Source organism: Paenibacillus sp. FSL H7-0331 (genome assembly GCF_001956045.1).
On record NZ_MRTH01000014.1, the window covers coordinates 150,367 to 174,710 of the forward strand.

Here is a 24,344-nt window from a genome sequence, read left to right on the forward strand (position 1 = left end):
TGTGCAGGATCCATTGTTCATGGTTCAAAATTCCTGACGTATTCATCATGATATCTATTTGGTCTCAGGGGCTTGCCCTGTTTGTGATCTTTTAAGCAAATATCTTTTTCAGTAAATCCCACAGAAAGAAATGAATCTCTGGCTGTACTGCTTCAGTCTGAGACTGAACAAGCTTGTCCGACGAACTGCTTTTTCCTTCAGACTTTAGATCTGTCGAAGTCTTTTGTCCCACCTTCGAAACAGGTGATCCAACGTCTGCAGCGAGTTCCTTGGATGGTTTGGCAATAACCTCAGAATCAACAAAGCATAACGGAGGGAATAGCACGCACCACCAATTTTGCCCCTCTGCCGCCCCAATCGATACACGAAGCGCTTCATAATCGCCAGCAGGGTAAATTTGACTCCCATACATTTTGGCAGGGAAAGGTACAACACCCAGATCCACCTGATAAGGAGTAGTGAATCCATATTGGCCCAGAGTCTTGCCAACGATTCTATCCAGCTCTGGTAAATGGGCACGAACAGCAGCACGAGCTGCTTCCATGCCCTGCGGCTCAGTAACCCACTGCTGCATCTCTTCGATAATGGCATCACGCACCTCGCGCTTGATCCATTGGTCAGCCGGTGAATCCGAATTGGCCAAAATCCTCAAACGGATCGATTCCTGAGGAATACTACCCGCTCCATTCGCCCGCTCTGCCTCAGAACCTATTCCTGATGCCAAAATGATAGAGGACTGAAGATTGGCTTCCCAGCTGCAAATCAGGATGATGAGTGCAAATATAACATAGATATGATGGCGGTAACCGTTGTTTTTTCTCATGAATGATACCCTCCCTCTCGAGTTTCGCTGCGTCTTGTTTTCTAGTAACAGTATGCACCGATACGAGAGAGGTTAAACCTATCATTCTATGATTCTAGTAATCTATCTCTCATAGATAGATTCACTCTTATGTTAATGTCGACCAAACAACTGTCAAGATGATCATCGCACGGGATAGCGGATCGCAATCACATGGCGTGCAATTCCTGCCAAATCCGGGATGATCCGAATTTCATCCCATTCTCCTGCCTGGCTCAGTAATTTCGCAACCTCGTCTGCCTGGCCCATACCCACCTCAAGACCAACCAGTGCAGGCAGCCGTTCCAGCTCAGCCAGCTGTGCCGTCAGCCGACGATACAGATCAAGCCCATCTGCGCCTCCGTACAGCGCAGATCGCGGCTCATGCAGCCTCACCTCTGGCTGCAGTCCAACCTCATCCGCCTCCGGTATGTACGGCGGATTGGATACGACCACATCGAGCTGCAGTGCGCGCTCAATGTAAGGCATGAGCAAGTCACCTTCAAGGAAGGTGACTCGCTCGCCAACCCCATGGCGCTCCGCATTCGCCTGAGCCACCGTCAGCGCAGCCGACGATATGTCTGAGCTCATGACGCGCCACTGCGGGCACTGCACAGCGAGGCTCACCGCGATCGCCCCGCTCCCTGCACCAATGTCGGCGATAAGCGGCCGACCTGCAGCTGCACCTTCGGTATCAGCCCTATGCTTCGCCTCCAGGACTTCACCAGTAGCCCCGCCTTGAGCAGGCTGCTCATCCAAGGCCGGATCTCGATCAGCTCCGGATTTCACGCGGCTTCCTTCCAGTCCAACAGCCATCTCCGGCCACAGCTGCTTGCCGATCAGCACGATCTGCTCAACCAGCAGCTCCGTCTCCGGCCGCGGAATCAGCACCGCTGGTGTCACCATGAAGGGGAGCCCGTAAAACTCCTGCTCCCCGAGGATATACTGCACAGGCTCGCCTGCCGCCCTGCGAGCAAGAAGCTCTCTCCAGCGCGCTTCATGCTCCTGCGGGAACGGCTCCTGCCAGCTAAGCAGCATCTCACTGCGCGTTAACCCGAGCAGATCCTGCAGCAGCAGCTCTGCACTGCTGGCTGCCTCACTCGCCCCATGCTGCAACAAAAAAGAAGAAGCCTCCACATAGGCTTCACGAATAGTCAACTTATGTTCGAAGGACATCTGTTTACGCTTGCTCTCCCCGATCCATCAATTCCGATTGCGCAGCAATCGTTAGCGTGGAAATCAGCTCATCCATATCTCCATTCAAAACCGCATCCAGACGATGCAGCGTCAGACCGATACGATGATCAGTCACACGGCTTTGCGGATAATTGTAAGTCCGAATTCGTTCGCTGCGGTCACCGGTGCCGACTTTGCTTTTCCGGTCGCCCGCATACTTGTTCATTTCTTCCTGCTGAAACTTATCAAAAATCCGCGCACGCAACACCTGAAGCGCCTTTTCCTTATTCGAGTTTTGCGATTTGCCATCCTGGCAAGTAGCCATAATCCCCGTTGGAACGTGAAGCACACGAACTGCTGATTTGGTTGTATTAACCGACTGTCCACCCGCGCCGCTGGAGCAAAACGTATCGACACGGATGTCACTGTCATGAATTTCAATATCGAATTCTTCCATCTCCGGCATCACCGCTACGGTAGAAGTCGATGTATGAATCCGTCCGCCTGATTCCGTCGTCGGAATTCGCTGCACACGGTGCGCTCCGCTCTCATACTTCAGCTTGCTGTAGGCACCCTTGCCGTTAATGGAAAAAATAATTTCCTTAAAGCCACCCAGATCATTCATGCTGACATCCATAACTTCCGTCCGCCAGCCTTGAACATCGGCAAACTTCGTATACATCCGGTATAGATCGGAGGCAAACAATGCCGCCTCATCTCCGCCAGCTGCGCCGCGGATTTCCACAATGACGTTCTTGTCATCATTTGGATCCTTGGGCATCATCAGGATATTAATCCGCTCTTCAAGCTCTGTCTTACGCTCTGAAAGCTCATCCAGCTCCATTTTTACAAGCTCGCGCATGTCCTCATCCAGCTTCTCGTTCTGCATTGCCCGTGCGGCATCATATTGCTCGACAACGCCTTTATATTCGATATAAGCGTCATAAGCTTCCTGCAGGTCCGACTGCTCCTTGGAATACTCGCGCAGCTTCTTTGTGTCGCTCGTTACGTCAGGATCACACAGCAGCTCGCTCAGCTTCTCATAGCGACCTGCCAACGACTGTAACTTGTCAATCATACCAATCACTCCTTATCCGTTAGTTAAGACCACATCATCCGTATAGGTTCAAATGACCAACCACTATGCTTACATCGTTCCCGCGTCCGATGCCTCGCTATACGTTGAAGCGGAAATGCATCACATCTCCGTCCTTCACGACGTATTCTTTTCCTTCCAGACGTACTTGGCCTTTTTCCTTGGCGCCATTCATCGAACCGGCATTGACCAGATCCTGATAAGCAACAACCTCAGCTCGAATAAAGCCGCGTTCAAAATCAGTATGAATCACACCCGCCGCTTGCGGTGCTTTGGTCCCCTCGACAATCGTCCATGCACGAACCTCTTGTACGCCAGCTGTAAAATACGTATATAAACCGAGCAGTCGATAAGCGGCTTTAATCAGACGGTTCAAGCCCGATTCCTGCAAACCGAGTTCTTCCAGGAACATCGCCTTATCCTCGCCTTCCAGCTCCGCAATTTCCGATTCTACCTTGGCACTGATCGGCACCACTTCCGCACCTTCAGCCGCGGCGAACTCGCGAACCTTTTGCACATAAGGGTTATCATCAGCAGTAGCCACTTCATCCTCACTTACATTGGCTGCATACAGCATCGGCTTCATTGTCAATAAATGCAGATCACGAATCAGCAGCTTCTCATCAGCGCTTAATTCCACACTGCGCGCAGGCTGGTCGTTATACAAGGCTTCCTTCACACGCTCCAGGCATTCGACCTCAGCTGCATACTTTTTGTCGCCGCCCTTAATATTTTTACGCGAACGCTCGATCCGTTTTTCAACCGATTCAATATCCGCCAATACAAGCTCCAAATTAATCGTCTCAATATCGCTAACCGGATTGATGCCGCCGGATACGTGTGTTATGTTCTCATCCTCGAAGCAGCGCACTACGTGAACAATCGCATCCACCTCACGGATATGAGCCAGAAACTTGTTGCCAAGTCCCTCTCCCTTGCTCGCGCCCTTAACCAGACCGGCAATATCGACAAATTCAAAAGCTGTAGGCACTACGCTCTTAGGTATGACAATTTCAGTCAGCTTAACCAGACGCTCATCAGGAACCTCTACCACACCGACATTTGGGTCAATTGTACAAAAAGGGTAGTTCGCCATTTCGGCGCCTGCCTGTGTTATCGCATTAAATAAAGTGGATTTTCCTACGTTCGGCAGACCCACGATTCCAGCTTTTAAAGCCATGTATAGGACAACTCCTTAATTAAATGTTTTCCGTATCCCTAAATAGTTATTATATCGCATTTCAAGAACTATTGTCACTATGCAAAAAAATCCGCCTGAGGGGCGGAAGCAAACAAGCGTATGCCGTTATTGATTTACTTGAATGTACGCTTTATCATTTCCAAATTCTTTTTGCTAAAGTGCGCTTCCACCTGTTTTTTCAATACATAAGCCCGTAATGAATTGGCTTTGTCTGAAGCCAGCTGAACGTATTGGGCCCCGTAATAATAACCGCCCTCGATCTTTTCACGTCTGATGACCTCGCATACGCAAGGAAATGAAAAGCCCAGATCCAATTCGGCATCTACGACTGAATCGTGCCCAAGATCGAACTCGTCCCGGACGGTAAATCCAAGTCCACTCACACTTATATTTTGAACGGTCAGCCCTACAGCCTTGCTTAACGTTTGCTTTTCATTCGTATCCTGACGGATCAGCTTATGGATTGTGCCCTTTTCACTGACCTCAATCCGGGGATTGCTGCGTTTTTCTATAAACCGCTGCCGATTTTGCGGAGGGTTAATCACGATAAGCGAGCCTTCATCCTTGGCCACCACAGTCGATTGGAATGTAAAAATACCTCCCGCCGAATATACGGTCAGTTTCACCGAATCTCCCAACTCAAAAACCTTGTATTCAGGAATTTCAATTTCCAAAATGTCACCTTCTGCATACGATAACAGACCTGTGGACACAAAATCGTTTTTCTCCACAACAGTACGGCTATGAATCAAGACAGTGGACGGGTTTTTGAATATCTCATCCGTGTATTCGTAACTTATGCCTGAGGTTACAGATCTGGATAGCATCGTCATCCCACTCCTCACATTGATATCTCTGTAATTCAATCCTGATTCATGCCGATATAATTATAAAGGCCGTTCTCCGACATCAAGTCTGGAAAACAGCCGTTGCACACCGCTAGTGAAGCTTCATCGGCGGCTAGGCTGTCATAGTCTCTTCATGTAAGAAACCTTAGACCCTGAGCTTTGCGTCCTTACTTTTCAGCAAGTTTGCCTATAGGTATCATTTGGTGATGAAAATCACAGTATTTTAGGACATAATACCTATATGAGGTGATGTTGTTATTATACGTTCTCGATTTTATCTCTGCAAGCTTTTTTCATGGAATTTACAATAAATTCATTTGTATTTGATGAAAATGTGATATAATGCTCCAAATTAAGAGAAAGGTGATGCCATGACAGCTCAAAATGATCCAAAACCCGAACAATCCCTGGAAACGCATTCAATTGTATTGTTTGACGGCGTTTGCCGATTTTGTAATGGATGGGTACAATTCATTCTACGTCATGACCAGCACGATACGTTCAGATTTGCTCCACTTCAATCCGATTACGCCATACAACTGCTAGCCACCGGAATATTGAAGAATGAGAACGAATCACTGGATTCGGTTATACTCTGTGAAGGACGTTCCGTCTACACCCATTCTTCGGCAGTTTTGCAAATTTGCAAACGATTAGGGGGTGCCTGGCGCCTGCTCACCGTGTTCACAGCCATACCTAAACCGATTAGAGACGCTGTCTACCGGTTCATTGCCAAGCGCAGGTATCGCTGGTTCGGTAAGTACGACAGCTGCATGATTCCCAGTGCAGAGATTCGCAGCAAGTTTATCGGATAATGGCATTTTCCACAGCGATTTCAAGTGATTTGTGCATAACCACCGGGTTATCCACAGCTTTATCCACAGCATGTTCACAACCGAATATTTGTTCCCTGTTTATTCACATCCCAGCTGCTAGAAGAGGTGTTTCCTGTGCAAGAGCACATTGAATATATGCAAGCCGCAATTGAAGAAGCACGCAAAGCAGAAGAACTGCTTGAGGTGCCTATCGGGGCTGTTGTTGTATGGCAAAATCAGATTATTGGCCGCGGCTATAATCTACGAGAATCCACGCTGGACCCGCTCGCGCACGCAGAACTGATTGCGATCAAGCAGGCCAGTGAGTATTTGCAAGCTTGGCGCTTGCTTGATTGTAAGCTCTACGTCACCCTGGAGCCTTGCCCCATGTGTGCCGGGGCGATTGTCCAGGCACGCATTCCACAGGTCATCTACGGTACAGTGGACCCCAAAGCCGGCTGCGCCGGAACCTTGATGAATTTGCTTCAGGAGGATCGCTTCAACCATCAGGTTGATGTTATTAGCGGCGTTCTACAGGATGAATGCAGTCTGCTGCTGACGCAATTTTTCCGCAAGCTGCGGGCGAAACGTGGTTAACGTTTCTTGTGATCCGACGGTCTGCGGTTGCCTCCAGCGAGCAGCCGCAAGCCACCACCAATAAGCAGGATCGAGACGACTACAGTTTGAAAATAACGATGAAATAATATCGAAATCTGCTCTTTAGGAAACCACCGATCTAATGCAGTGAGCAGCATCTCATCGGTCAGGTAGTAGACCCCTAGAGCGAGCAGCACCATACCTACCCATTTTTGATGATTGACCAGCCAATCGACGATCGGGACATCTTTTAACGGCTCCTGCCCCTGCTTCGAGATGTGCTGAAGCGCATCGAAAAAGCTATAAAACCAAAGAATCGGAATCAGAAATAAAAAGATGGAAAGCCTCAGCACATCCAGAATATATATGCTCAAAAAGAAAGCGATCATCAGCTGCAATCCGCGTTTTTGCAAGCCGAGATACAGATGTCCCACTCCGGGTACAATGGATAAGAAGGTTGCAATAACTTTACTCCTCTTGCCATCCTCACGACTTGCTTGAAAATCCTCCAGAAACGTCCGGTCCAGCAGCATCTCTCCCTGCCTCTTGCGCTGCAGTTGTTGGACGCAATCAAACAGACTATATAGCCAGATAATGGGCAAAACCCCTAGAAACACAATAAAACGGTCACTGTTGGTGACAGACGCAACGAATACGATCATCGTCAAGGCACCAAAAAATGCGATCAAAAAAGCCAGCCCGCGCTGCATCATCCCCAACTGCAAATGACCAAGCCCCGGGATAAAGGACAGTAATATAGTATTTACACGTTCATTATCACCATGAGATGCCTGAGCGGTATCTGAATAATAAGATTCCTGCGCATCGCCCCCGTACGAGCTCTGCCTGACCCTCGCTGCGAACGGCCCTCTGCCCCCCACAACCGTGATGAACATATCCAGCAGGTTGATTGCCCCTGCCAGAAGAGCGAAACCGATCAGAATGATCAACGGCCCTTCATAACGATGTAATCCTTTTGCGAGCACTATCAGAAACGCTAACAGCAACGGCCCAAAAAAACTGGCTGCATAGAAAAATGCTCTGATAATCCTGTTGATGTATAGATGCCCAAGACCGGGAATTAAAGATAACAGCAGTGCGGTTATCGGATGTTTGGACGGCATTAACGATTTCCCCCTTTTTCTTGTTTAGGCTGGATGGAGTCCAGCACGACGATGGTTTTGTCCATCAGTTTTTTAGAAACCGAAACAGGCTCCTGCGTTGCTTCCGACTGCGCATCCCCATTGGAAGCCCTATCTATCCCAACCGGGTGATCCACTATGGATTGAAATATACCTGAGCTCATCAGGACAAGCGTGATTACCGCAGCAACAGCATAGTGGAACAACGGAGCTCTCATCCACGTGATCGGGTTTCTTAGCTTCTGGCTTCCGAATCCAGCTTCTTCCAATGGAGCTAGTCTTGAAGCCGTAGAGCTTGGACTTATGGGACCCGCTGCTTCTATTGCCAACATGACCCTGTCTGCCAGAGCTGCTTCATCAGACAGCGTAGGATACGAGCCGACTACCCCTTCAAGGCTTTGCATATACAGCTCCATGCATGAATCACAGGTAATCAGATGCAGTTCCATCTGTTGATTATCATCATCATTTAATCCCTGCTCCACGTAAGTCATCCACTGCTCCCCGGTATAATGCTTCATATCAGCTCATCCTCCTTCCAATGCTTGCGAATCCATTGCTTGGCCCGATACAGCTTGGACTCTACGGTTTTCAACGCAATGCCTTGCTCTGTGGCAATTTCCTGATAGCTTTTATCCTCAATATAGAAGGCAACCACCACTTGGCGGTAATTATCCGGCATCTCGTGCAAATAGTCCCGTACCCGCTGCTGAAGCTGTGTATGCAGCACTTCATCCTCTACTGTCGTTTCATTAGCCTCGTTGGGTATCAATTCTTCCAGCTGGTCCGTCAGCTGCTCCCGCTTTCGTTCCAGCGATCGTTTGTAATCAATCGCTTTGTTCACGGCAATTCTGGTCATCCATGTTTTCAAACCTTTATGCTCGTACCGAGGGAGAGAAGCATAAATTTTGAACAGCACTTCCTGGGTTACATCTTCAGCGTCCGTAGTCGATCGAAGCACCGAATAAACAACGTGAAACAGATACGTATTGTATTTATCCATCAATAAGCGAAAAGCTTCGTGGTCGCCAGCCACAATCCGTTCGATCCATCGGGTTTCTTCTGTGATCGTTCTCCCCCTCCTCTCCATAACGATAGACGCATATTTACGCAAATACACTGCACTACGCGCCTAATTATTTTTTTCCATAACAAAAAGCCCGCTCCAGCAATGGCTGAAACAAGGCTCTAAATGAACGCACAACATATGCTTCTGGACGATTAAGAAACCTTAAACTGGGACAACAAAAGATGCAGCTCTTCCGTCATTTCGGATAAAGATTGTGCTGACGATTTTACACCGTCCGTAGCTTGCAGCTGTTGTTCCGCCGAAGAGGCCACTCCTTGTGAAGCTGAAGCCGATCTCCGCGCAATTTCTGCAACCTGAAAGACGGAAGCGGTAATTTGCTGGGCTCCTGCCGACATTTGCTCCGAGGTCGCTGCCATTTCCTGAACCTGCGAGGCAATATGGGTGGTCGATTGCAAAATATGATCAAAATTAATTTCCGTCTCCCGCACCCGCTCAATCCCTGTTAATACTTCTTCCTTCACCTTCGTCATGGCATTGGCGGAATCCCCGATTCCGTATTGAATTTCACCTAACAGCGCTGCAATCTCTCCAGATGACTGGCTCGATTGCTCGGCCAGCTTGCGAACCTCGGTCGCGACCACGGCAAAACCTAACCCATGATCACCTGCTCGTGCTGCCTCAATAGCCGCATTGAGCGCCAACAGATTGGTTTGCTGGGCAATGTCCTGAATGGCATGAAGAATTTCCCCAATTTGCTGCGATTTATCTCCCAACAGTTGAATAATATGGTCAGTTTGAACGACCGATTCATTGATCGAGCCCATCTGTTCCACGGCATTTTGAATGGAAGCACCGCCATGCTCAGCCTGCTGTCTGGATGATTCGACTGTCTCCGCAATCGAGGATGCATTTTCCGCCAGACGTCCGATTCCTGCGCCTACCTCTTCCATGGAGCGTGAGGTTTCCTCCATGCTGAGCGTTTGTTCACCTGCACCTGTAGCCACTTCTTTAACGGTTTGAGCGATGTGACGGGATGCTGTTTGCATTTCTCCCGAACTTGATTTGAGCTGTTCCGCTGAAACGGTTACCAGATCAGCATGCTCATTAATTTTCAATATCATGGTGCGAGTATGCTGTGTCATTTGTTCGAATGCCGCACTCAGCTCACCAATCTCATCCTGGCGAATTAATGTGAGGTGTGTGACAGATAAATCCCCTTCAGAAACCTTTTTGGCAATCGAGCTCATTGCTCTTATCGGTACGGAAACATGCCGTGCAATTAAAAAGGATACGGTCAAGCCTACCAAAATGGCAAGTATACTTAGTGCGATAACCCAGATGACACCCGAATAATAGGAGGTGTTCATTTCTTCGCCCCACTCATTCGCATACTTCTGGTTATTTTTGGTAAGTTCGTTGATGACTACCGTACATATCGATACCTGCTGATTCGTCTGTTGAATCAAATCCAGCCCTTGCTGACCGTGTTTCTGTACCTCAGTTAAAAGTGAGGGGAACGCAGCCGCATATTTGGCCCAATTGTCATTGAAATATTGTATAAGGCCCTTATCCGCTGTTTCAGAGCCGATGTTCTCCAATAACTTTACTTTCCCCTGAATCTCTTCAAACTTCGCTTTTGCCTTATCCGGCTGGGATAGAGCCGAATCCTTGGAATTAATGCTCTCCATCTCCCGATCTGCGCTTCGATCTTCAATATTCAATTGAATACGCAGAATGAGATCGTCAAGCTCCATCAGATCGTGATTCAGATTGCTGAGTAGAATAACATTAGGCAGTCCCACCTGAGTTGTCTTTTTTGAGGTGGTTCCCATGCTGCCCATGTTGGTAATCGCTGTTATGCTGATGGTGGACAGAAGCAATAGCACAAGCAGAAAACTAAATAACAATTTCTTAAACAGTGTAAGTTTCATCCCTGCATCCTCCGATTTTCTCTCTTCCTTGTAAGGTTCGATCTGTGATCGATTTCCCTATATGAAACAGATTCTTTCTTTCACTGGGTATTTTACCTTCTTTTCTACTTCGACAAACGCAATACAATCCTTTATAGTTCTAAAGACTCATAGATATATATACTTACAAAATTTACTGTTTATTGTTAATAGATCCTGCTCTACCAAGGTCATTCGACAAGAAAACCAAGCGTTTGCAAAACTATACAAAGATATTTGCATCTTTAGACCCAAGACAAAACACAAAAAGAGACTGCATAATAGGGAAGTCCCAATATACAATCTCTTAATGTTTTGGTAAAATTAAGTAATAAATTATTGCCATATATCTGCTCTATCTGTTTTATGTATGTAGCTTTTTGTTGTCTCTGAAAATAAATCGAAAACGGTTTGTGCTTCTTTGGCAGAGATCGACCACATTTCGAACCAATTTACATTTTTAAACATTTGTTCTAATTGCTTGCTGTCTAATTCTTTTAATGAGCGCACAGCATGATGCAGATTTGAAGAATAAGAAACAGTCGACATAGAAATCACCTCCATTTCTACAATTATTTACAAGTTTTTCATTTTTATTATACCAGAAATTTGAAAAAAGCAAGGAGGTAACCTAGGTGAGAAAGAAATATTTTTTTTACATTAGTGGATTGATACTGATATCTCTGCAAATATGGTTTTCTTTTCTCACTTTTAATGTTCCATTTATAGGGATAGAGTTGATTCAAAATCAAAATAAACATTGGATAATTAATAAATTAGATTCCGAGAGCAATAGCTTAAAATTGAATGTACAACGAGGAGACACTATATTAAAAATTAACGATGATCTGCCCCATCTACATAAAACCGTTCAAAAATGGCATTCCATTGAACAGGCACAAAGTATAACAATACTAAGGGATGGCAACGAATTTAACATTAACCTAGTGGACGTAAATGCTGCTGCTAGTACAAGTATTTTGCCTTTTTGTGGTGAAGTTTTAGCCATACTTTTTGCTATTCTTATTTATAAAAAAGCTGGGCATACCAACTCAGCACGACTCTTGGCTCTAGTGTTTCTCAATATCGGACTCACTTTCTCCAGTGTTGGCGCCTCCATTCGAGGTGATTCGTTAGGTAAATTTTTCATTATCATGTTCATGCTGTCGCTACCTATTGTATTTCTTCATTTCCTGTTCGCTTTTTTAAAAGAACGAACTCAAATCCAGCTTCCAAATCTTTACATCAAATATCTGTATATTATTTTCAGTTGCATATCTTTACTAGCATTACCTTATTTCATTCCAAAATATTCATATTATTTCTATCAATATAGCAATCAGGTTGTCGCCACTTCCTTCTCAATCGGTTTATTAATAAGCTTCTTTTTTTTAATATTTGCTTTCTTTAAGTACCGAAAAGAGAAACCATATCTTTCTATTATTATCAAAACGGTCTGGTGGGCACTAACAATTTCTTTTTTCCCATTTATTTTCCTGTCCATTATTCCCCAAACTTTTTTTGGAGGACATTGGGTTAATTCCTTATACACTTCATGGCTTGTTTTGTTTTTCCCTTTATCATTCGCTTACCTAATCTTGGCTAAGAAACTATACGATATAGACCTTGTCCTGCGTCGCGTTTTATTAAATGTAGCCCTATCCATCATTCCAAGTATTGTCCTTGTTACAGGACATGCTCTTATCGTTCAATATCATGTTACTATGCAACATGTTGTATTCAGCTTTATTTTTACAGTAATAACCATCACCTTCATCTTGTATTCGTTTGAATATTTTACGACAAAGCTGGAGTTTATTATATTTCCCCGCAAATATTACTTGAATCGTGCCATGAAAAAGATTGCCAACAACCTATGTTCGATCTCCAGCTTTCGGGAGCTTAAAGAAATGGTTCTGGTCGATATCGTCAATACGCTGCAAGTATTTGGCGCCGCTATCGTTTACAAGTATCAAGATAGGATCGAAACGGTTATTGAAGGCCAAATCTCTTTGCCTGCTATCGAGGGCTCTGCCGATGTGGAAGCGTGGAATTATCCCTCCTTACTGCGTTTTGAAATTAATCGTCATGAGGAGTACACCAGTTATCTGATAATGACCGACAAAAAGACAAATACAGCACTAAGCAAGGAAGACATGCAGTGGTTAAATTTTATTATTTCTTATCTTGCCGTCAGTCTGGAAAATATGCATTTGATTCATAAGCTAAATATGAGATTGCAGCAATTGGCTTCACAAATGCCCAGTGAACAGAGTGCGCAGGAATTGGTCTGGTTCCGTAAGCTGATGTTTGAACTTCAAGAGGACGAACGCAGGCGGATTGCAACGGATCTTCACGATACGACCATGCAGGATTTGTTTTTTCTCAAAAAGCGATTTGCTTCCTTGATCGAGAAACCCGAATTCCCTCAACAAGACATCGAGCAAATGAAGGGCATTCTCGATTACGTGGAAATTATTAATACGAACTTGCGTCAAAACTGCTTTGAGCTGCATCCGCATTTGCTTCATGAAATCGGACTGATTAACACGCTGCGCAAGCTGGTAGAGCACGAGACTCCCATATGTCCATTCCAGCTTGAATTCATGGCCCAAGGAGCCGAAAGGATTGAAGATCGGGATCTGGATGCCAAGAGACACGTATTCCGGATTGTTCAGGAGCTATTGAATAATGCCAAAAAACACTCACTTGCTTCTATAGTCAGCATCACCTTAACAGCTGAAGGCAATAATTTCCTGCTCGTTTATAAGGATGATGGTATTGGGCTGCAGGCCCAGTCAGAAACCAGCAGAGAAATTGGATCCTCCGGAACAGGTCTTGAGCAAATGAGAAGCCGGATTCTTTCTTTAAATGGACAGTTGAACATTAGAAAGGATATGGAAAGCGGAGTCTACCTATCTGTGACCATACCGATGAGAAAGGTAGCCTGAAGATGCAAAGAAGTATACTCATTGTCGATGACCATCCCGTTATGGCCAAGGCAACGCAAACGATATTGGAGCAAATTGAACATATTCGGGTAATAGGCATCGCAGCGAGCGGCAAGTCATGTCTGGAGATGACCGCGCTTCACAAGCCGAACATGATCATACTGGATTACAACCTCCCGGATCAATTTGGAAGCAGCGTAGCCAAACAAATTAAGGATATCTCTCCAGATACGCACATTGTTATTTTTACGGGTATTGATGTGTCTGACCTTTATAATCATTTGATTGAGCTTGGCGTTAGCGGTATCATTTCCAAGGAATCGAGCGAGCGTGTGATCCAAAATATGATTCGGTGTATTATGGACGACTGTACAATGATCCCCTTGTCCCTGTACCGCGGCATGCGGCTGATGAAGAGTCTGCCCACTCAAGAAGTACTGCTAACCAAAGATGAAATCCAAATTATGACTTTGGTCGTCAAAGGGGCGACCCAAGAGCAGGTTGCTAATGAAATTTTCGTAAGCAAGCGGTCGGTCGATAATTATTTAAAAAAAATCTATGCAAAATTAGGAGTTAAATCGCGGGTTCAGGCAATGGAAAAGTTTATTCAAAGCAGCTACTATACCGACTCGGACAAAAATGGATAATCGGATATTTCACCCTTACTTACGTGCGCTTATCATCATGTAGGATCGGTTTCCTTGTGAATAGGTGACCTCGATACTATTAAACCCAGCAGCCTTCAGCATTAACTCAAATTCCAATTGATAAAACCAACGCAGTTGAATCGTGTCCTCATGCACTTCAACGAGCGTATGTTCGATGAACACTTCATATTTATTGTAATTCGTTTTGAGCTGCTCCCAATAGTCCAACATAACCCGTTCGCTCAACCTGATTATAGCCCCATCTTCACGTTGAGCCTCAGCGATGTGTTTCCATATATAGGGCTGTTCGTTCAATATATGCTCTCTCGGCACGGTTAGCGTCAAAATTAACTGACCCCCATCAACTAAATGTGTATGCAGACGCCGCAACGCCTCTAACGCCTCCTCATGCTTCGTCAGTAGATTGAACGTATTCCCAGGTATGAAGATGGTGTGATACTGCCGTGGCAAATCTAGATTCTGCATAGGCTGATGATACAAGGTGGGCACGATTCCAAGCTGATCTGCTTTACTTCTACATACCTTCAACATATCTTCCGAATAATCGACGCCCTCTACATCCAGACCTTCCTGCACAAAGGGCAGCAGCATCCGACCGGTACCGCAGCCTACTTCCAAAGCTGGTCCCTGATTGTCGATCACATATCCTTTATAAAAAAGATAATCCATTACATTGTATGTATCTTTAAACCATACATCGTAATGACGCGCTACAAATCCCTGAAAATCCCCATTTGTTTGACCTTTTTCCATATCTCGGACTCCTTCGAAAATGCCTTATTGATGATATGAATGGTACAAGATTCCAATTTTATCTGTTAATATATTACCGTACGCGAAGCATAGTGACAAGATGGGCTAGATATCGATTCAGCACAAAAAAGACGCAGGGCTACGGATTTAAAACCGTAACTATGCGTCTTTCCTGTTGATTAAAAGCTTGGTTCTCCTGATGCCAATCAATGAAAATTCTAATTTTAATTGATGTAATAAGAGCCTTTCGGTAATGCCGTTCCTTTATTTACAACCACAACACCGATGCCTCCATAAATGAAAGCCACTCTCGAGTCTTTATTAATCGCATAATATCCCGGAACATAGACACCGTTTACATTCGTTTCACCTGTTATAGGGGGAATCTTGGATGGGGTTGTGCTTACATTAGGGGTATTCAGCGGATCGGCTGCCGTCGCAGCACCCACTACATTCGGAAGCATCACCGCTGTGCATATCGCGAGCACAGCCACTTTCGTTTTAAGCAGTTTCATCCATTACCACTCCCATTCATTAAATGATTACATGCGTTCCCCTATGGGTATAGGTGATCTCCGGCTCAACATAGATGCCATTACCAGTATATATGAATGGGATTTGAAACTTATTCCTGCTACACCCTCCGACCCGTTATTCATCTTGGATATTGCGCGGGAAATAAAATATGCTTGTAATATTAACTGCGAATATAATCCGGATAATCTGATATAAGTCCGTCAACTCCCAGCTCTATTAGCGGTTTAACTACACCTGGTGAACGGACCGTCCATAAGCATACCTTCATCCCTTGACTGTGGATGTCCTCGACGATTTCTTTGGTTGCCAGACCCATGTAAGGATTGATATAGTCGGCAAAAGTTGCCAGCTCCACAAGCTTATTTGTGACCAAATCGGCCTGATTTTCAACAAGCACTCCGATGGGAACGTTCGGAAGAATCGCATGGAACCGTTTCAGTGATTCCTGATCAAAGGATTGAACGATAATCTTGCTCGCATTCGGCTTATCCAAACCATGTGCGATTAGTTCATCCGCGAGCTTGTGCTCAATACCCGGGTACAGCGAAGCCCACTTGATTTCGATCAGCAGACCTGCTTTGCCACGGCTTAAGTGCAGCACCTCAGCCAGCGTTGGAATACGCTCACCCGTGAACTTCTTATTAAACCAACTGCCGGCATCCACCCCACGGAGCTGCTCCAAGGTCAAGTCAGTCACACGGCCGGTTCCGTCAGTTGTACGATCAACGGTTTGGTCATGAATGACAACGAGTCGTCCATCCCGGCTAAGCTGCACATCCAGCTCCAAATAATCAGCATTCATCGCAATGGCACGTGCAAAGGCTGCCATTGTATTCTCGGGCGCATAACCTGAAGCTCCCCGATGTGCGATGTTCAGAACACGATTTGTTTTCATCCTATTGGATGATACCATTATTTAAGCGCTCCTTCCGTAAGTCCACCAATAATATATTTTTGCGTAAACCCATATAAAATTATAATAGGGAGCATGGAAATAAAGAACCCGGCGAATGCCAAATTGAAATTGGACGAATATTCGCTTTTGAAGTTATAAATAAAGAGCGGCAACGTCCAAAAATCGGGATGGCGGTTCAAAATAATTAAAGGCAGCTGAAAATCGTTCCAGATCCACAAGCTGTTCAAAATAATGACCGTAGCTATAATCGGCAGCATCAATGGATAAATAATTCGTGTAAACGTTGTCCATACACCACTTCCATCTATTTTCGAGGCTTCATCCAGCTCCATCGGAATGTTTTTCAAAAACCCGACACACAAGAAAAGTCCCTGCGCAAATGCCAACGTCACATACATCACGATCAGACCATTCTGATCCAGCATCTTCAGGTTGCTCATATGTCTATAGATTGGCAGCATGACAGCTTGAAAGGGGACGAATATACCGGACATCACAAGCAGATACAGGAGCTTATAATACCGCTTGGAAAAATTACGCGATATTGCATACGAGACCATGGGGATCAGCAGCAGCATAAGCAGAATAGAAACAACCGTTACATAGACGGAATTGCCGAGAAATTTAAAGAAATTAGCCTTTTGAATGACCTCTATAAAATTTCCCATATAAAATCCAGAAGGCAGTGCAAAAAAGTTTTTGGCTGTTTCGGCCGGTGTTTTCATGGCAATGGTCAAGGTCAAATACATCGGTGCGAGTACCAGGCACATTCCGATTGCCAGAACGAGGTAGGAAACCGTTCGAGAGATTCCGCTTATTCTCATAGCTGTCCAGCCTCCTTCCGATTAAGCAGCTTGATTTGGATAAACGAAATTATAGCTATCATTAGAAATACGTAAATGGCCTCGGCGGTACCGTAACCAAATTTCATCTCCGTCATCCCATGCTTATAGATCAGAAAGCCCATCGACTCTGTCGCATGTGCCGGACCTCCATCTGTCATCGCTACAATATAATCAAATACAGTGAGCGCGCCTTTGATGGAAATAACCAAGTTAACGGTTAACATGGGAATCAGGAATGGGATCGTTACCGAGAAAAATCGCTGCAGCGGGCTGGCTCCATCAATGACAGCAGCCTCCTTTAAATCCTTGGGCACACTGGACAGCCCTGCAATAAAAATAACCATCGGCGTTGCAATGCCATGCCAGATGTTGGTGAGTGCGATTCCGTACATCGCCGTATTTTTGCTTCCCAGGATATTTTTGGACAACCAATCCAGTGAAAGTGCCTCTCCCACATGCGGAAGCACCGCATAAAAGACTTGATTAAAGATGAGCCCAACCGTCAGCATACTCAATACGGCAGGAAAGAAAAATACAGATCGAAAAAAACCACGCAGTCTCAGACTACCGCTTAGCAGGATAGCCAGCAATAAAGCTATGGACAGCTTAATGACCACGACCAGTGCCGTATAGATGAACGTAAATTGCATGGAATCGAGGAACCGGTCATCCTTCATGATATTGATGTAGTTTTTCAGACCGATGAAGCGGTAAGTCAAAGAGAAGCCGTCCCAGTTCGTCATGCTGTAGTAAAAACCCATACCTACCGGAAATAAAAAGAAAACGATATATAACAACAGGGTGGGCAATGTAAGCAAAAAGAAAATGAGACTGGCTTTATTAGCGGTTAGCGACTTTTTCTTTTTTACAGCGAGTCCTGTATGATTGACAATCTCCATAGTCCACCTCCAAGCTTTCTAATTGAATGATAGGGATAGAAAACCCCACGACTGTATATCCATCGCCGCGGGGTCATCGTTTGTACCCTTATTGTTATTGATTCAGCTTATTGTAAAAGATTTTATCCAAAGCTTTCAGATAACCATCAATATCACCTGTTGCCAACATTTCCTGAGTGGCCTTGCCTACATCTCCATTAACTCCCGGCGGCCATACCCTTTCAATTGTCGGATACACCTTGCCCGCAGTAATCAGATCGCTCAAGCTGGTAATTTCTTTGTTATTATTGGTAACTCCGTTAATCGCTGCAGGATAACCACTCAAATCGACGTACTTTTGAACAACTTCCTTCGAAGACATATATTCAATGAACTTTTTGGCCTCAGCCTGGTTTTTCCCTTTGGTCGGAATTCCAATAGCTGTATCCACAGATACTTGAACCTTCGTATTGGCTGAATCCGCCGCTGGCATTGGGAACATCGAGAATTTTAAGTTAGGATTGGACTTTTTGATCGGTTGAATAGCCCAGATGCCCGTGTACCACATCGCTGATTTACCGTTGGCAAACTCACGAAGCGCGTCATCGTACCCCGTACCCAAAGCATCCTTTTGCGAATATTTGCGAAGGTCGTATAATTTCTGGGCAAAAGGCTTGAAGGCAGCGTTATCTGTAATATGAGCCTTGCCCTTCATCACGCTATCCAGGAAGTTTTGAACATCTGGAATTTGCAGCCCCATCCGGGACACCACCTCCTGACGGATTCCATTCCAATCCTTATCATGGAAGTAGAAAGGCGTTTTGCCAGCTGCTTTGATTTTGTCAGCGGTTGCAATCAGCTCATCGTAGGTTTGTGGAATTTTCAGACCTAACTCATTAAACATATCGACATTGTAATGTACGCCCAAAGTAGCTACCGCTATTGGCACCAAATAGTTTTTACCATCAATTTTACTTAAATCAGCGAGCGCTGGAGAAACGTTAGCCATTAGGGGGCCGCCAGTCAAATCAACGACTCTGCCCTCCTTGGACATTTGCTGGAACACCGCATTGTGAGGGAAGTGGGTGAATACTGCGGGAGCATCATCCGTAGAAACACGCATAGTCCATACATTTTCGGGATTAGGGACATTGTTCTGCTCTACGGTAATGTTAGGATTTTTGCTTTGAAAATCTTTGATGAGCTCATTAACCACATCGACCATTTCGGATTTCATCTGAAAATATTCAATTTTCGCCTTTTGTCCTGCGGGTGTTGTGCTCGGACTTTCAGCTTTTCCATCCTTACCTGCACCGGCTCCGCCCGCATTTTCATTCGAGCAAGCGGTTACAATTGCTAAAGTTGAAGCTAATAGCACAGAAGTCCATTTTCCTGCTGTATTCATTTCTATTGACCCCTTTCGTTGTCTGACCATTCAAGTATACTTAAGGGCTTTCACGTAAAATAGGAGATAGCTGACTTTTTGAATATGATAAAAATGACTATTACAGTCCGTTCAACAATCTGTAGGCTTATTACTGTGATTGCTGCTTTTATATTTCCCGGGCGTTTCCCCGAAGCATTTTTTGTACATTTGGATAAAATAGGAATAATCGTTAAAGCCCGCCGCGCTTGATACTTCGGATATGCTCAGGGAAGTATCGTTTTCGAGCATGGCTTTGGCGTTTTGCATCCGTACCGAGAGCAGAAATTGTGAAAAGCGCATTCCGGTTTTTTTCTTGAACAGGCGACTTAAATAAGTCGGGTCCGTATAATACATCGTTTTTGCCAGATCCTCAAGCATAATGTCCTGTTGATAATGATGCTGCACATAGTATTGAATGTCCTCGATCATATCCGTTTTGGCTCGGTTCTGTGCCAGTCTTTCGCCGAGCCTGATCATCACCTGGGTAAATTCATCGATAATGTCCTGTACAGCATCAACTTCATGCAGGTCTATCTGCTCCAGATAAGCTTCGGCCGTATCGCTTCGTGCATTCGTCAGTTCAATGACCGAATTGAGCATCGTTGTTACTTTGGCGCACATATCATGGAGCACATTGACAGATAACGTGGATTGGACAACATTTGCAAAAAAATGGCTTAGAGTTTCGACAGCCTCCTTGGTCTGATACTTCACCAGCTTGTGGTATAAGCCCGAAATCCATTCATCGATAGCTCCATAGTTGAAGGCCCGGTTCATAGCTGCATATTCCGCGTCATAAATGCGGTTATTCCCTGAGATCAGCCTGTACAGCAGCGCACTCTTAGCCTCTTTATAACAAGCCGTAAGCTCCTTGATATCTGTATGTACTCCACTTATTCCGACGCATATATGACATTCGCCCATATGCAGTGCATCTCGAATGATGTGTTTCAAACCTTCCTGATTTACAGCTGCTCCTGCTGCTGAGCCTGGATTCTGCTCATACATCCATACGAGGAGCATATCGGAATACCGCCTGTCAACAATCGTAACAAATCGCAAGCTGCAGGCTGACAGCGTCTTTTTTATGAGCTGTTTGACTGGCTCTTTATAATCCGCATTGACCCGCAGGATCGCAATGGCATAACTGCCGATATCATCCATGTCTACCGGATCAAGCTTACTTGTCGTACCTTCATACAATAAAGCGGCGAAGCCCTCTTCCATTCTTTTTTCCGAGGACAGCTCCGTTTGATGACTATATTGCTTCAGCAATGACCATATATGCTCCTTATCTACAGGCTTAAGTAAATAATGCTCCACCTTGTAACGAATCGCCTGCTGCGCATATTTAAAATCATCATAGCCGCTAATAATGATATTGATGGTGTCCTCATGGTGCTCATGAATGTAGGCCGCCAGTCCAATACCGTCAAGAATAGGCATGCGGATATCGGACAAAACCAGGTGAGGATTCACATTTTGCAGCTGCTCTATCGCTTCTTGGCCATCCTCGGCTTCATAGACATGAGCCTGCGGGTTCCAGTCCTGGACGATCTGAACCAGTGCTTTCCTGGAGAAATATTCATCATCGACCACGAGTATTCTCATTTGCCTCCAACTCCTTTACTACCGGTATGGTCATTTCAATAGAGGTCCCTGCCTGCTGTTGGCTGCTTAGCTTGATCCAATAATCTTCACCATAAAAATTTTTGATACGGGCATGCACATTGCGCAAAGCAAAATTATCCTTCGAATCCAGGCTCGCAGCCTGAAACGGATTGGAAAAGATCTCGTTCAGCTCACCCAGCTTGTGCTCATCCATCCCCACCCCATCATCCTCGACGCGAATATGAAGCAGATGCCCCTTTTGAGTGATAGACAGGATCAGCGTACCTTTACCGCCCTTGGGCTCCAGCCCATGATAGAACGAGTTTTCGACCAACGGCTGCAGCAAAAACTTTAATATTTTGTAGGGAAGCAGCACCTCATCAATTTCGTATACAACTTGAAATTTGCCGAGAAACCGGATTTGCTGAATCCTGATATAATTTTTGATTTGCTCCAGTTCATTGTGCAGGGTTGCTTCATCACCGGTTTTGATATTATAACGGTACATATCGGATAAAGATCTTGCCATCGTCGAAATATCGCTGACTCTGTTCAGCTCCGCTACGGAATGTATAGCATTTAACGTATTGTACAAAAAATGCGGATTGATTTGTGCCTGAAGCATGTTCATTTCCGCCCGCTTCTGCAGCTGCCCGGAAACAATCTCAAGCTCTCTGCTTTCCCGTAGACGGTGAATCATATCGTTGTAGCTGGTGACCAATCGACTGATTTCATCAATTCGGTTCTCATGCATCGGCACCCTGTCCAAATATCCAGAGTCGACCAGCTTCATTTCGCTGTTCAATTTGTGAATCGGTTTAATAAAGCGTTTGGAAAAAAACAAGGCGAGCATGATGGCCGCGATCAGAGAAACCAAACTTAACAGCATATAGTTCCTAGTGTTATTGAGGAATGCTTGGTCAATAAGCCTTGTCGGAATATAATGAATAACCTTCCATTGGGTCATATCGTTAACCCGAGCGCTAAATAAATACGATTCTTGGTTCATATTGAGCTTCAGAAATTTTTTCCCATTGTTCATTTGATCATTAAACAGGGCTGCAATTGCCTGAGTTTCCTTATTGTCCAAAGCTTCAGACGGAAGGTTGGAATGGTAAATGACCTTGCCATCTACGATGACAATCGTGCCCAGCTCATTGTTGGTATTGGCAATACCGCCAAAAATATTTTGCAAAGCTTTGAAGCGAATATCTATTTTCACATAGCTTTCAAACGTTTTATTCATATTGATATCCGTCAAATATCGGACTATCGAAATGATTTTGTCCTTGTTGCCTCTCGTGTTGTTCTCGTAGGGAGAGGAGATGACCAGGTTGCCATTCAGCAGCTCCTGCCTGCTCATTTTCTCAATCGTCGGCTTCATTAAGGGTTCAGAGGCGGACATGCTAGAGTAAACAAGTCCATTAGGCGCCATGACGGAGATGGATGCCATATTCCCGTTCATCAACACCAATTGATCCATCGCTCTCTGAACGTAGAGGGTATCCTCTATATGCTCCCTGCTTTCCAGCTGGTACCTTTTGGTCAAAATCGATTGCAGCTTGGGATCTGTTAAATAAAAAAATGAGTTCAGCGAAGCGTTGGAAATAAAATCACTAAAGATGACATTGGTTCGATTGCTCAGTTCGTTCAGCAAATCCTCATAATAACCTCTCGTTTGATTGTATAAATTAACTCCATAAATCAGCAAAGCAGCCAGCACGGAAATCATAATAATCATAATGTAAGACATTAAGAGCTTATTTTGGAATGATTCCGGTTTCAACAATCGGATAGACAATTTCCTCATAGACGGCTCCCTTCTTGTGAACAACAGCCATCTAAAAAATAAACCTTAACTGCTCGCGTTGTCAATGACATGCCAAAAAAGCCATTCCAAGGAGTGGCTTATCGTTTCAAGCTCCAACCACTCCTCGTAATAGCTCACCTCATTAAACCGCCATAAGTCCTCCTCTAAGTCAGCTGTGGAGTCTTCCTTACCTGATCTACTCTTTCCGATATGAGCTGCACCAGTTCAACAACACGACTCGCATAGGCCCATTCATTGTCATACCAAGCTAATACCTTAATTTGATCATGCATGACCATAATAGAAGGACCATCGATAAACGCGGATTTAGCGCAACCAATATAATCAGCAGATACGAGAGGCTCATCTGTATAACCAACATAGGGTGATAAACTTTTCTCCGATGCCTCTTTCAAAACGGCTTTGACGCGCTCCAAGCTGTAGGGCTGAGAAACCTTCACTGTCAAATCGATCAATGACACATCCTGTGTCGGAACACGGAGAGAAATTCCCTGAATATGAGAGGCCAAATGGGGAAGCACGTCTGCAAGTGCCTCACCCACCCCTGTTGTTGTAGGAACAATGGACTCGGTACAAGCCCTTGCTCTCCGTAGATCCTTGTGAGGATTGTCCAAATGATTCTGGTCAGCTGTGTAGGAGTGGATGGTCGTCATCCAACCTGTTTGAACCTCAAACGCTTGATCCAGAATCAACAAGACAGGGGACAGGCAGTTGGTTGTACAAGAAGCTGCGGACAAAAGCCGATGCTTACCGGGATCATATTCATGATCATTGACCCCCATCACGATAGTCAGATCCATCTGTTTGCCTGGAGCTGTGATTAAGACATGAGATGCACCCGCTGCGATATGCTTGCTGGCTCCTTCCCTGTTATTAAACTTGCCTGTTGCATCAACAGCTAGCTGTACATCAAAAAGCCCCCATTGGATACGTTCAGGATTCCGTTCCGAAATAATTTCAATCTGTTGTTCATTAATGATTAAATTTCCATCACGTACCGAGATATTGGCGTCCCATCTTCCATGTACGGTGTCATATTTCAAAAGGTGAGCAATCGTCTCAACCGGATAAACGCAATTCAGCGCTTTTAACTGAACCGTTGGCTGCTGATCCGAGCAAATTTTCCTGACCAACAGCCTTCCGATTCTCCCCATTCCACTAATACCTACACCAAGTCCCAAGTTAAAGTCCCCCTTATACAATTATATATAATACGCTTTATTCGATATTTAT

General features: G+C 45.1%; 24 protein-coding genes and 1 riboswitch. Of the genes, 4 read left to right on the top strand and 20 right to left on the bottom strand.

Features of this window, described 5'->3' with window-relative positions:
• Positions 1-91: 91 nt before the first annotated feature.
• The 5 genes from spoIIR to BK127_RS21445 form a co-directional block, all read right to left on the bottom strand.
• A complete protein-coding gene (gene spoIIR, locus BK127_RS21425) occupies positions 92-823 on the bottom strand; it encodes a stage II sporulation protein R (RefSeq protein WP_076233560.1) in 732 nt (243 codons plus the stop codon).
• Between the two features lie 162 nt (positions 824-985).
• Complete coding sequence (locus BK127_RS21430) at positions 986-2,017, bottom strand: N5-glutamine methyltransferase family protein (protein WP_076233561.1); 1,032 nt, start codon at positions 2,015-2,017, stop codon at positions 986-988.
• Positions 2,018-2,021: 4 nt separating this feature from the next.
• Positions 2,022-3,095, bottom strand: a complete 1,074-nt coding sequence (gene prfA / locus BK127_RS21435; RefSeq protein ID WP_076233562.1) for a peptide chain release factor 1 — start codon at positions 3,093-3,095, stop codon at positions 2,022-2,024.
• A 97-nt stretch (positions 3,096-3,192) separates the two neighbouring features.
• Complete coding sequence (gene ychF / locus BK127_RS21440; RefSeq protein ID WP_076233563.1) at positions 3,193-4,293, bottom strand: redox-regulated ATPase YchF; 1,101 nt, start codon at positions 4,291-4,293, stop codon at positions 3,193-3,195.
• A gap of 134 nt (positions 4,294-4,427) precedes the next feature.
• Entirely contained in the window at positions 4,428-5,141 is a 714-nt protein-coding gene (locus tag BK127_RS21445) for a PilZ domain-containing protein (RefSeq protein ID WP_076233564.1), read from the bottom strand.
• A gap of 125 nt (positions 5,142-5,266) precedes the next feature.
• Positions 5,267-5,360, bottom strand: a riboswitch (cyclic di-GMP riboswitch).
• A 173-nt stretch (positions 5,361-5,533) separates the two neighbouring features.
• On the opposite strand from BK127_RS21445, the gene BK127_RS21450 reads away from it, so the two are divergent.
• Together BK127_RS21450 and tadA are read left to right on the top strand one after the other, a co-directional pair.
• Positions 5,534-5,977, top strand: a complete 444-nt coding sequence (locus tag BK127_RS21450) for a thiol-disulfide oxidoreductase DCC family protein (RefSeq protein WP_076233565.1) — start codon at positions 5,534-5,536, stop codon at positions 5,975-5,977.
• Between the two features lie 135 nt (positions 5,978-6,112).
• Positions 6,113-6,574, top strand: coding sequence for a tRNA adenosine(34) deaminase TadA (gene tadA / locus BK127_RS21455; protein WP_256711394.1), 462 nt, complete (start codon positions 6,113-6,115; stop codon positions 6,572-6,574).
• Here the strand turns inward: tadA and BK127_RS21460 are convergent.
• The 6 genes from BK127_RS21460 to BK127_RS43800 form a co-directional block, all read right to left on the bottom strand.
• Positions 6,571-7,698 carry a hypothetical protein gene (locus BK127_RS21460; protein ID WP_076233566.1) on the bottom strand — a complete coding sequence of 376 codons (1,128 nt, stop codon included), beginning with the start codon at positions 7,696-7,698 and terminating at the stop codon, positions 6,571-6,573. The two genes, tadA and BK127_RS21460, sit on opposite strands and share 4 nt — an antisense overlap.
• Entirely contained in the window at positions 7,698-8,237 is a 540-nt protein-coding gene (locus BK127_RS21465; protein WP_076233567.1) for an anti-sigma factor, read from the bottom strand. The genes BK127_RS21460 and BK127_RS21465 overlap by 1 nt, the downstream gene beginning before the upstream one ends.
• Positions 8,234-8,836 (bottom strand): RNA polymerase sigma factor, encoded by a 603-nt coding sequence (locus tag BK127_RS21470; RefSeq protein WP_256711395.1) that lies wholly within the window; start codon positions 8,834-8,836, stop codon positions 8,234-8,236. Before BK127_RS21470 ends, BK127_RS21465 begins: the two co-directional genes overlap by 4 nt.
• A 101-nt stretch (positions 8,837-8,937) precedes the next feature.
• Positions 8,938-10,677 carry a methyl-accepting chemotaxis protein gene (locus BK127_RS21475; protein WP_076233568.1) on the bottom strand — a complete coding sequence of 580 codons (1,740 nt, stop codon included), beginning with the start codon at positions 10,675-10,677 and terminating at the stop codon, positions 8,938-8,940.
• Positions 10,678-11,031: 354 nt separating this feature from the next.
• Positions 11,032-11,244 (bottom strand): hypothetical protein, encoded by a 213-nt coding sequence (locus tag BK127_RS21480; protein ID WP_076233569.1) that lies wholly within the window; start codon positions 11,242-11,244, stop codon positions 11,032-11,034.
• A 790-nt stretch (positions 11,245-12,034) separates the two neighbouring features.
• Positions 12,035-12,247, bottom strand: a complete 213-nt coding sequence (locus BK127_RS43800) for a hypothetical protein (RefSeq protein WP_179097556.1) — start codon at positions 12,245-12,247, stop codon at positions 12,035-12,037.
• Positions 12,248-12,419: 172 nt separating this feature from the next.
• On the opposite strand from BK127_RS43800, the gene BK127_RS43805 reads away from it, so the two are divergent.
• Positions 12,420-13,646, top strand: a complete 1,227-nt coding sequence (locus BK127_RS43805; RefSeq protein WP_179097557.1) for a sensor histidine kinase — start codon at positions 12,420-12,422, stop codon at positions 13,644-13,646.
• A gap of 2 nt (positions 13,647-13,648) precedes the next feature.
• Positions 13,649-14,293 (top strand): response regulator transcription factor, encoded by a 645-nt coding sequence (locus BK127_RS21490; RefSeq protein ID WP_076233571.1) that lies wholly within the window; start codon positions 13,649-13,651, stop codon positions 14,291-14,293.
• A 15-nt stretch (positions 14,294-14,308) separates the two neighbouring features.
• On the opposite strand, the gene BK127_RS21495 is transcribed toward BK127_RS21490, so the two are convergent.
• From BK127_RS21495 to gap, 9 genes are all read right to left on the bottom strand, one after another.
• Positions 14,309-15,067: a class I SAM-dependent methyltransferase gene (locus BK127_RS21495; RefSeq protein ID WP_076233572.1), complete on the bottom strand. Its 759-nt coding sequence runs from the start codon at positions 15,065-15,067 to the stop codon at positions 14,309-14,311.
• A gap of 224 nt (positions 15,068-15,291) precedes the next feature.
• The gene (locus BK127_RS21500) at positions 15,292-15,582 is read right to left on the bottom strand and encodes a hypothetical protein (RefSeq protein WP_076233573.1); all 291 of its coding nucleotides are present in this window, start codon (positions 15,580-15,582) and stop codon (positions 15,292-15,294) included.
• Between the two features lie 182 nt (positions 15,583-15,764).
• On the bottom strand, positions 15,765-16,499 hold the full coding sequence (locus BK127_RS21505; protein ID WP_179097558.1) for a glycerophosphodiester phosphodiesterase: 735 nt from the start codon (positions 16,497-16,499) through the stop codon (positions 15,765-15,767).
• Positions 16,500-16,516: 17 nt separating this feature from the next.
• Positions 16,517-17,344: a carbohydrate ABC transporter permease gene (locus tag BK127_RS21510; protein ID WP_076233575.1), complete on the bottom strand. Its 828-nt coding sequence runs from the start codon at positions 17,342-17,344 to the stop codon at positions 16,517-16,519.
• Positions 17,341-18,264 carry a carbohydrate ABC transporter permease gene (locus BK127_RS21515; protein ID WP_076233576.1) on the bottom strand — a complete coding sequence of 308 codons (924 nt, stop codon included), beginning with the start codon at positions 18,262-18,264 and terminating at the stop codon, positions 17,341-17,343. Before BK127_RS21515 ends, BK127_RS21510 begins: the two co-directional genes overlap by 4 nt.
• Before the next feature lie 94 nt (positions 18,265-18,358).
• Entirely contained in the window at positions 18,359-19,648 is a 1,290-nt protein-coding gene (locus BK127_RS21520; RefSeq protein WP_076233577.1) for an ABC transporter substrate-binding protein, read from the bottom strand.
• Positions 19,649-19,759: 111 nt separating this feature from the next.
• Positions 19,760-21,280, bottom strand: a complete 1,521-nt coding sequence (locus BK127_RS21525; RefSeq protein WP_076233578.1) for a response regulator — start codon at positions 21,278-21,280, stop codon at positions 19,760-19,762.
• The gene (locus BK127_RS21530; protein WP_076233579.1) at positions 21,258-23,090 is read right to left on the bottom strand and encodes a sensor histidine kinase; all 1,833 of its coding nucleotides are present in this window, start codon (positions 23,088-23,090) and stop codon (positions 21,258-21,260) included. Before BK127_RS21530 ends, BK127_RS21525 begins: the two co-directional genes overlap by 23 nt.
• 164 nt (positions 23,091-23,254) lie before the next feature.
• On the bottom strand, positions 23,255-24,292 hold the full coding sequence (gene gap, locus BK127_RS21535) for a type I glyceraldehyde-3-phosphate dehydrogenase (RefSeq protein ID WP_256711396.1): 1,038 nt from the start codon (positions 24,290-24,292) through the stop codon (positions 23,255-23,257).
• Between the last annotated feature and the right edge of the window lie 52 nt (positions 24,293-24,344).

Coding starts and splice junctions, on each gene's coding strand:
- spoIIR (WP_076233560.1), bottom strand. CDS start 823: ATGAGAAAAAACAACGGTTACCGCCATCATATCTATGTTATATTTGCA.
- BK127_RS21430 (WP_076233561.1), bottom strand. CDS start 2,017: ATGTCCTTCGAACATAAGTTGACTATTCGTGAAGCCTATGTGGAGGCT.
- prfA (WP_076233562.1), bottom strand. CDS start 3,095: ATGATTGACAAGTTACAGTCGTTGGCAGGTCGCTATGAGAAGCTGAGC.
- ychF (WP_076233563.1), bottom strand. CDS start 4,293: ATGGCTTTAAAAGCTGGAATCGTGGGTCTGCCGAACGTAGGAAAATCC.
- BK127_RS21445 (WP_076233564.1), bottom strand. CDS start 5,141: ATGCTATCCAGATCTGTAACCTCAGGCATAAGTTACGAATACACGGAT.
- BK127_RS21450 (WP_076233565.1), top strand. CDS start 5,534: ATGACAGCTCAAAATGATCCAAAACCCGAACAATCCCTGGAAACGCAT.
- BK127_RS21460 (WP_076233566.1), bottom strand. CDS start 7,698: ATGCCGTCCAAACATCCGATAACCGCACTGCTGTTATCTTTAATTCCC.
- BK127_RS21465 (WP_076233567.1), bottom strand. CDS start 8,237: ATGAAGCATTATACCGGGGAGCAGTGGATGACTTACGTGGAGCAGGGA.
- BK127_RS21475 (WP_076233568.1), bottom strand. CDS start 10,677: ATGAAACTTACACTGTTTAAGAAATTGTTATTTAGTTTTCTGCTTGTG.
- BK127_RS21480 (WP_076233569.1), bottom strand. CDS start 11,244: ATGTCGACTGTTTCTTATTCTTCAAATCTGCATCATGCTGTGCGCTCA.
- BK127_RS43805 (WP_179097557.1), top strand. CDS start 12,420: ATGCAACATGTTGTATTCAGCTTTATTTTTACAGTAATAACCATCACC.
- BK127_RS21490 (WP_076233571.1), top strand. CDS start 13,649: ATGCAAAGAAGTATACTCATTGTCGATGACCATCCCGTTATGGCCAAG.
- BK127_RS21495 (WP_076233572.1), bottom strand. CDS start 15,067: ATGGAAAAAGGTCAAACAAATGGGGATTTTCAGGGATTTGTAGCGCGT.
- BK127_RS21500 (WP_076233573.1), bottom strand. CDS start 15,582: ATGAAACTGCTTAAAACGAAAGTGGCTGTGCTCGCGATATGCACAGCG.
- BK127_RS21505 (WP_179097558.1), bottom strand. CDS start 16,499: ATGAAAACAAATCGTGTTCTGAACATCGCACATCGGGGAGCTTCAGGT.
- BK127_RS21510 (WP_076233575.1), bottom strand. CDS start 17,344: ATGAGAATAAGCGGAATCTCTCGAACGGTTTCCTACCTCGTTCTGGCA.
- BK127_RS21515 (WP_076233576.1), bottom strand. CDS start 18,264: ATGGAGATTGTCAATCATACAGGACTCGCTGTAAAAAAGAAAAAGTCG.
- BK127_RS21520 (WP_076233577.1), bottom strand. CDS start 19,648: ATGAATACAGCAGGAAAATGGACTTCTGTGCTATTAGCTTCAACTTTA.
- BK127_RS21525 (WP_076233578.1), bottom strand. CDS start 21,280: ATGAGAATACTCGTGGTCGATGATGAATATTTCTCCAGGAAAGCACTG.
- BK127_RS21530 (WP_076233579.1), bottom strand. CDS start 23,090: ATGAGGAAATTGTCTATCCGATTGTTGAAACCGGAATCATTCCAAAAT.